The organism is Kineococcus indalonis, from assembly GCF_009906395.1.
Classification (GTDB): Bacteria; Actinomycetota; Actinomycetes; order Actinomycetales; family Kineococcaceae; genus Kineococcus; species Kineococcus indalonis.
This window is the reverse complement of sequence record NZ_JAAALM010000927.1, coordinates 1-794: the sequence shown is the minus strand read 5'-3', so window position 1 is coordinate 794 and position 794 is coordinate 1. Positions and strand designations below refer to the sequence as shown.

The following is a 794-nucleotide window of genomic DNA, read 5'->3' as shown; positions in this document are numbered from 1 at the left end:
GGGCGCGCGCGGGGCTCAGGCGTGGGCGCGCGGGACGCCCAGCAGCTCCAGCAGGTCCACGCGCATCGCGGCGAGCGTCGCGTCGCCGCGGTCGCGCGGGCGCGGCACCCGCACGTGCAGGTCGCGCACGACGTGCGCCCCGGCGCGCTCGCCGGAGGTGCCCAGCACCAGCACCCGGTCGGCCAGGTGCAGGGCCTCGTCGACGTCGTGCGTCACGAAGAGCACGGTCGCGCCCGTGCCGCGCTGCACCTCGTCGAGCAGGTCCTGCATCCTCAGGCGCGTCAGCGCGTCCAGCGCGGCGAACGGCTCGTCGAGCAGCAGCACGCCGGGGCGGCGCACCAGGGCCCGCGCGAGCGCGGCGCGCTGCGCCATGCCGCCGGAGACGCGGCGCGGGCGGTGGCCGGCGAAGCCCTCCAGGCCCACGGTGCGCAGCCAGTGCGCCACCTCCGCGCGGCCCCCGGCGCGCGCGGTCCCCGGCGGCAGGCCCAGCGCGACGTTGCCGGCGAGGTCCCGCCACGGCAGCAGGCGGGGTTCCTGGAACACCACGGCCGTGCGGGGGTGCACCCCGCGCACCGCCTCGCCGCCCACCTGCACGGCGCCGGCGGTGGGCGCGTCCAGCCCGGCCACCAGGCGCAGCAGGGTCGACTTGCCGCTGCCCGAGGCCCCCAGCAGGGCCACCGTGCTGCCCGGCGCCAGGTCCAGGTCGATCCCGGCCAGGACGTCGTGGACGCCGTCGGCGGTGGCGAAGGAGCGGCCCACGCCGCGCAGGGCGACGCCGGCGGCGTGGGCCGCTC

1 protein-coding gene is annotated in these 794 nt (G+C 80.1%); it reads right to left on the bottom strand.

What is annotated here, in order from left to right:
• Nucleotides 1-15 precede the first annotated feature (15 nt).
• Nucleotides 16-768, bottom strand: a complete 753-nt coding sequence (locus GTR00_RS21990) for an ABC transporter ATP-binding protein (RefSeq protein WP_166613605.1) — start codon at nt 766-768, stop codon at nt 16-18.
• Between the last annotated feature and the right edge of the window lie 26 nt (nt 769-794).